Consider the following 5,918-nt stretch of genomic DNA (forward strand, 5'->3'; position numbering starts at 1 on the left):
GACCAGTACAACAACCCCGACAACGTGGCCGCGTACGCGCCGCTCGCCACCGAACTCGTCGCCCAGCTCGGCCGGATCGACACGCTGGTCGTCTCGGTCGGCACGGGCGGGCACTCCGCCGGGATCGCGTCCGTGCTGCGCGGCTGGTTCCCGCGCCTGAAGGTCGTCGGTGTCGACACGACCGGCTCGACGATCTTCGGGCAGCCCGCCGGGACGCGGCTGATGCGCGGGCTCGGCTCCAGCATCTACCCGCGCAACGTGGCCTACGACCTGTTCGACGAGGTCCACTGGGTCGCCGCCCCCGAGTCGGTGTGGGCGGCCCGCCACCTGGCCCGCAGCCACTACGCGACCGGCGGCTGGAGCGTCGGCGCGGTCGCGCTGGTCGCCCGCTGGCTGGCGCGGACGCTGCCCGCCGAGGACCGGATCGCCGCCGTCTTCCCGGACGGGCCGCAGCGGTACGTCGGGACGGTGTTCGACGACGAGTACTGCCGGCGCCACGACCTGCTCGGGCGTCCGCCCGCCGACGAGCCGGACGAGATCGCCGCGAGCCATGAGCGGACGGTCACCCGCTGGACGCGCTGCACGCACGTCGTCGACCCCCTCGCGGTGACCGGGGTGACCCGGTGAGGGGGCTGTGGCGGCAGACCCGCTCCTTCCCGCCGGCCGTCCAGCTTCTGATGGTCAACCAGTTCGCGATCAATCTCGCGTTCTACATGCTCATGCCCTACCTCGCCGCGCATCTCTCGGACGGGCTCGGGCTGGCGGCCTGGGCCGTCGGGCTGGTCCTCGGGGTGCGGAACTTCTCGCAGCAGGGGATGTTCCTGATCGGCGGGACGATCGCCGACCGGTTCGGGTACAAGGCGCCGATCCTGGCCGGGTGCCTGCTGCGGACCGTCGGGTTCGGGCTGCTGGGCTGGGTGGACAGCCTGCCCGCGCTGATCGCCGCGTCGGCCGCGACCGGGTTCGCGGGGGCGCTGTTCAACCCGGCGGTGCGGGCGTATCTCGCGGCCGAGTCGGGTGAGCGGCGGGTCGACGCGTTCGCCACGTTCAACGTCTATTACCAGGCGGGCATGTTGCTCGGTCCGCTGGTCGGACTCGCGCTGCTGGCCGCCGACTTCAGGCTGGTGTGCGCCCTCGCGGCAGCCATTTTCGCGGGGTTGAGCCTGCTCCAGTGGCGGGCGCTGCCCGTGCGGCACGGGGGCTCTTCCGACGGCGAGAAGAAAGAGAGCGTGCTCGCCCAGTGGCGGACGGTCGTCGCCAACCGGCCGTTCCTGCTGTTCTCCGCCGCGATGATCGGCTCGTACGTGCTGACGTTCCAGGTGTATCTGGCGCTGCCGCTCGCCGCCGAGGACGCGCTCGGGGAGCGGGGCACGGCGGTGACCAGCGGGCTGTTCGTGGTGTCCGCCGCCGTCGCCGTGGCGGGGCAGCTGCGGCTCACCGGCTGGGCGAAGGGGCGGTGGCGGCCCGACGAGGCGCTGGTGCGGGGGCTCGCGGCGATGGGGGTGGCGTTCCTGCCGCTGGCGCTCGTCCCGCGCGGGTCGACGTACGCCGTCCTCGCCGGGCTGGTGCTGGCGGTGGTGCTGCTCGCGGTGGGGTCGGCGGTCGTCTACCCCTTCGAGATGGACACGGTCGTCGCGCTGTCCGGGGAGCGGCTCGTGGCCACGCACTACGGGCTGTACAACACCGTGTCCGGGCTGGGCATCACCCTCGGCAACCTCGTCACCGGGGCGCTGTGGGACGTCGCCCGGCGGCACGACGCGCTGTGGCTGACGTGGGGGACGCTCACCGTGACGGGTCTGGCGTGCGCGGCCTCGGTCGCCGCGCTGGCCCGGGGCGGGCGGCTGCTGAAACCGGTCACGGTGTGACCCGGTAGAGCGCCGTCAGCAGTTCCACCGCCTCCTGGGCGGCGGGGTGCGGATCGTCCCGCCACCAGGCGAGACGGACGACGACCGGCTCGGCGTCGAGCACCGGGAGGTACGCGACGCCGGGCCTCGGGTACTGGTGGGCCGTGGACTCGGCGGTCATGCCGATGCTGCGGCCCCCGGCGATCGCGGTCAGCCAGTCGTCGACGTCGTTGATCTCCGCCACCGCCGGACGCGCGCCCGGCGGCCACAGGTCCGGGGTCGTCGTCCCGGTCCTGCGGTCCACCACCAGCGTGTGTCCGGCTCCGGCGAGGTCCGCGAGGCGTACGGCGCCGTACGCGGCGAGGGGGTCGTCGGCCGGTACGGCGGCGAGCCGGCGCTCCAGGCCGACGATCACCGCGTCGAGGCGGCGGTCCTCCAGCGGGCGGCGTACGACGGCCAGTTCGCAGGTGCCCTCGGCGAGGCCGCCGGTCGCGGAGTTGTGGCGGATCAGGTGCAGGTCGGTCGCCGGGTGGGCCTCGGCCCAGCGGCGCTGGAAGACCGGGGTGTGCCTGCCGAGCGCCGACCAGGCGTAGCCGACGCGCAGGCTGGTGTGGCCCGAGGCCGCCTCGTGGACCAGGTCGTCGACCTCGGCGAGGACGCGGCGGGCGTGCGCGAGGACGCGGGTACCCGCGGCCGTCGGGGCGACTTCTCTCGACGTACGCCTCAACAGCCGTACGCCCAGCGCCTGTTCGAAGGCGGCGAGGGTGCGGGAGACGGCCGCCTGGGAGACGCCGAGGGTGATCGCGGCGTCGGTGAAGGTGCCCTCGTCGACGATGGCGACGAGGCAGCGCAGGTGTCGCAGCTCCACATCCATGCGGTCAGCGTATAGATCTCGCGGTGGGTGCATTTGGCGTATGCGGGCAGGCGGTCGAGCATCGTGCCATGTCCGCCACCAAGGATCGGTCCTTCGTCGCCGGGGTCGCCACGATGGTCGGGAGCGGTCTGTCGAATCAGACCGGTGCCGCGATCGGGTCCCTCGCGTTTCCCGTCATCGGCCCGGTCGGGGTCGTCGCGGTCCGGCAGTACGTCGCGGCCGTCGTCCTCGGCGCCGTCGCGCGGCCGGGGCTGCGCACTCTGACGTGGTTCCAGTGGCGGCCCGTTCTCGCGCTCGCCGTGGTGTTCGGGACGATGAACCTCTCCCTGTACACCGCCATCGACCGCGTCGGTCTCGGGCTCGCGGTCACCCTGGAGTTCCTCGGTCCGCTCGCCATCGCGCTCGCGGGGGCGCGGCGGCGGATCGACGCGGGGTGCGCGGTCGTCGCCGCCGCCGGGGCGGTCACCCTGATGCGGCCCCGGCCGTCGGCGGACTATGTCGGCATCGGGCTCGGGGTGCTCGCCGCGTGCTGCTGGGCCTCGTACATCCTGCTCAACCGGGCCGTCGGGGAACGGGTCCCCGGCGCGCGGGGGTCGGCCGCCGCCTCCCTCGTCTCCGCCGTGCTGTTCCTGCCGGTCGGGGTGGTCGTCGCGGTGCGCCACCCGCCGTCAGCGAGCGCTCTGGGCTGCGCGGTCGCGGCGGGGGTGCTGTCCTCCGCCGTGCCCTACCTCGCCGACCTGATCACCCTGCGGCGGGTGCCCGCGCAGGCGTTCGGCCTGTTCATGAGCGTCAATCCGCTGCTCGCCGCCGTCGTGGGGTGGGCGGGGCTCGGGCAGCGGCTCGGGTGGGCCGAGTGGGCGGCCATCGGCGCCGTCGTGGGCGCCAACGCCGTCAGCATGACGACACGGTCCGCCGCATCAGCGCCACGCGCACCCCGGTCGGCACCACGAGGGCCGGCACGGGCCCGCCGAGGGTGAGCAGCCGTACGAGGGACAGGGACTCGGCGCGGCTGCGGGGGGCGATGTCGAGGGTCATCGGAGTGTCCCGTCCGTGCCCAGGGGGCTTCTGAGGTGCCACGCGTAGGCCGGGGGCAGGTTGGCCCAGATCGTCCAGCGGCCCACGGCGTACCGGCGTCGGTAGGCCGCCATCACCTCGTCCACCTCCGCGTGGCGGCGGGCCTCCGCGCGGGAGGCGGTGAGGGTGCGGGCCTTGCGGGTGCCGAGGTAGGCGAAGTAGGTGAGCGTGCCGCCGGGGTGCAGGAGGTCGAGGAGGCGGGCCATGATCTTCTCGACGTCGCCCGGCGGGAAGTTGGTCAGGGGGAGGCCGGAGACGATGACGTCGTAGCGGGTGTCGGTGGCGAGGTCCTCGACGCGCTGCTCGTGGACGGCCGCCCCGGGGGCGAGGTCGCGCAGGCGGGCGGCGAAGCGGGGGTTGGCCTCGACGAGGTCCAGGGTGCTGCCGCGCGGGAGGGCGGGGAGCAGGACCCGGGTCACCGCGCCGGTGCCCGCGCCGACCTCCAGGACCGCGAGGGGGTTCGGCGCCCGGTCGCGGACCGGTTCGGTCAGGGCGCGGGCGAGTGCCTTGCCGCTGGGGGCGATCGCTCCGGTGGTGCGCAGGTCGCGGGCCGCCTCGCGGAGGAAGGCCCAGCGGTCGTGGTCGTTCATGGAATCGACGCTAGGAATCGGCGCGGGTCTTCGAATCGGTCGTTGTGCGACGCTCACCCTCGACTTTCGTAGGGGGTGCGCGCGGGCCCGCGTGCCTAGGATGGGCGGCGTGAGCGGGAGAACAGGCGCCCGGTGGACGGCCGTCGGGCGGACCGCGCTGGTGGTCGCGTGCACGGTGACGTCGCCGATCGGCACCGACCGGGCGTTCGTGGTCCCGGTGACCGTGGCCGCGCTGGTGTGCGGGGCGGTGCTGCTCGTGCCCCGGCTGCGGTGGCCCGTCGCGCCGGCCGTCGTCTCCCTGGCCACGGCGTGGTGGGGGCTGCCGCTGCTGCCGCTGCTGGTGATCGCCCTGTTCGGCGTGGCCGTGGACCTGCGGTGGCGGGCGGCGCTCGGGTGGGCGGCGGTGGCGCTCGCCGGGAACCTGCTCAGTTACCGGGAGACCGCGCTGTGGACGAGCACGACGTACGCCTCGGTCGTGCTGCTGCCCGGCCTCGCCGTCGTCGGCGGGCTCTGGCGCGGCAACCGGCGCCGCCTCCTCGACGCCCTCACCGCCGACCTCACGCATCTGCGGGTCGCGGCAGAGCTCCGCGAGGACGCCGCCCGCGCGGCCGAACGGTCCCGGATCGCCGCCGAGATGCACGACGTCCTCGCCCACCGGCTCAGCCTCATCGCCCTGCACACCGGGGTCCTCACCACGAAGGGCGGCCTGCCCGCGCCGGTCGCCGAACGCCTCGCGCTGCTGCGGGAGACCTCCGTGGAGGCGCTCACCGATCTGCGGGAGGTGCTGGGCGCGCTGCGTGAGACCGGGTCGCCCGAGCTGCGGCCCGCGGTGCGGGACGTGCGCGAGCTGGTCGAGGAGGCGCGGGGGGCCGGGCAGCAGGTCGTCCTCGTCAGCGACGGGACGCCCTCAATGGCGCCGACCACGCATCGGCTCGCCGTGTACCGGCTGGTGCAGGAGGCGCTGACCAACGCCCGCAAGCACGCCGACGGGGCGCCCGTCACCGTCCGCGTCTCCTACGACCCGCCGGACACGCTCGTCGAGGTCACCAACCCGCCCGGCGGCTCCCGTACGGACGCGGACGGTTCCGGCTACGGGCTGGTCGGTCTGCGGGAGCGGGTCGGCGCGCTCGGCGGCGAGTTCAGCGCCGGACCCGTGGGCGCGGGTGTCTGGCGGCTCGCCGCGCGTCTCCCCCACCCCTCCGTCTCCCCGGGGCAGCCATGATCCGCGCCATGATCGTCGACGACGACGCACTCGTCCGCCTCGGTCTCGCCGACCTTCTCTCGGGCGACCCCGGCATCACGCTCACCGCGCAGGCGTCCGACGGCCTCCAGGCGGTCTCCCTGGCCACGGCCCACACCATCGACGTCGCCCTCGTCGACGTGCGCATGCCCCGCATGGACGGCATCACCGCGACATCCCGCCTGCGCGCCCTCCCCCACGCCCCGAAGGTCATCATCCTGACCACCTTCGACCTCGACGAGTACGTCTACGACGCGCTCGCCGCCGGCGCGGACGGCTTCCTCCTCAAGGACACG

General features: G+C 74.4%; 7 protein-coding genes. 5 read left to right on the forward strand and 2 right to left on the reverse strand.

The genetic code is table 11. From position 1 onward, the window contains the following. Window positions 1-627: pyridoxal-phosphate dependent enzyme (locus AOK24_RS33985; protein ID WP_159052075.1), on the forward strand; the 627-nt coding region annotated here is incomplete at its 5' end. Beyond that, window positions 624-1,865, forward strand: a complete 1,242-nt coding sequence (locus AOK24_RS33990) for an MFS transporter (protein ID WP_055723857.1) — start codon at window positions 624-626, stop codon at window positions 1,863-1,865. The genes AOK24_RS33985 and AOK24_RS33990, both read left to right, overlap by 4 nt. Here AOK24_RS33990 and AOK24_RS33995 read toward each other — a convergent pair. After that, entirely contained in the window at window positions 1,855-2,718 is an 864-nt protein-coding gene (locus AOK24_RS33995; protein WP_055723858.1) for a LysR family transcriptional regulator, read from the reverse strand. The two genes, AOK24_RS33990 and AOK24_RS33995, sit on opposite strands and share 11 nt — an antisense overlap. 68 nt (window positions 2,719-2,786) lie before the next feature. Between AOK24_RS33995 and AOK24_RS34000 the strand changes: the two genes are divergently transcribed. Further along, complete coding sequence (locus tag AOK24_RS34000) at window positions 2,787-3,695, forward strand: EamA family transporter (RefSeq protein ID WP_055723859.1); 909 nt, start codon at window positions 2,787-2,789, stop codon at window positions 3,693-3,695. Between the two features lie 54 nt (window positions 3,696-3,749). Here AOK24_RS34000 and AOK24_RS34005 read toward each other — a convergent pair whose 3' ends face one another. Further along, complete coding sequence (locus AOK24_RS34005) at window positions 3,750-4,382, reverse strand: class I SAM-dependent methyltransferase (protein ID WP_055723860.1); 633 nt, start codon at window positions 4,380-4,382, stop codon at window positions 3,750-3,752. Between the two features lie 109 nt (window positions 4,383-4,491). On the opposite strand from AOK24_RS34005, the gene AOK24_RS34010 reads away from it, so the two are divergent. Both AOK24_RS34010 and AOK24_RS34015 read left to right on the forward strand, forming a co-directional pair. Next, the gene (locus AOK24_RS34010; RefSeq protein ID WP_079057136.1) at window positions 4,492-5,604 is read left to right on the forward strand and encodes a histidine kinase; all 1,113 of its coding nucleotides are present in this window, start codon (window positions 4,492-4,494) and stop codon (window positions 5,602-5,604) included. Next, window positions 5,601-5,918: response regulator (locus AOK24_RS34015; RefSeq protein WP_159052076.1), on the forward strand; the 318-nt coding region annotated here is incomplete at its 3' end. The genes AOK24_RS34010 and AOK24_RS34015, both read left to right, overlap by 4 nt.

The organism is Streptomyces niveiscabiei, assembly GCF_001419795.1.
Taxonomy (GTDB): Bacteria; Actinomycetota; Actinomycetes; order Streptomycetales; family Streptomycetaceae; genus Streptomyces; species Streptomyces niveiscabiei.

What these genes read in the sequence shown, in the direction of transcription:
- AOK24_RS33995 (WP_055723858.1), bottom strand. Translation starts at nt 2,718, where the DNA reads ATGGATGTGGAGCTGCGACACCTGCGCTGCCTCGTCGCCATCGTCGAC.
- AOK24_RS34000 (WP_055723859.1), top strand. Translation starts at nt 2,787, where the DNA reads ATGTCCGCCACCAAGGATCGGTCCTTCGTCGCCGGGGTCGCCACGATG.
- AOK24_RS34005 (WP_055723860.1), bottom strand. Translation starts at nt 4,382, where the DNA reads ATGAACGACCACGACCGCTGGGCCTTCCTCCGCGAGGCGGCCCGCGAC.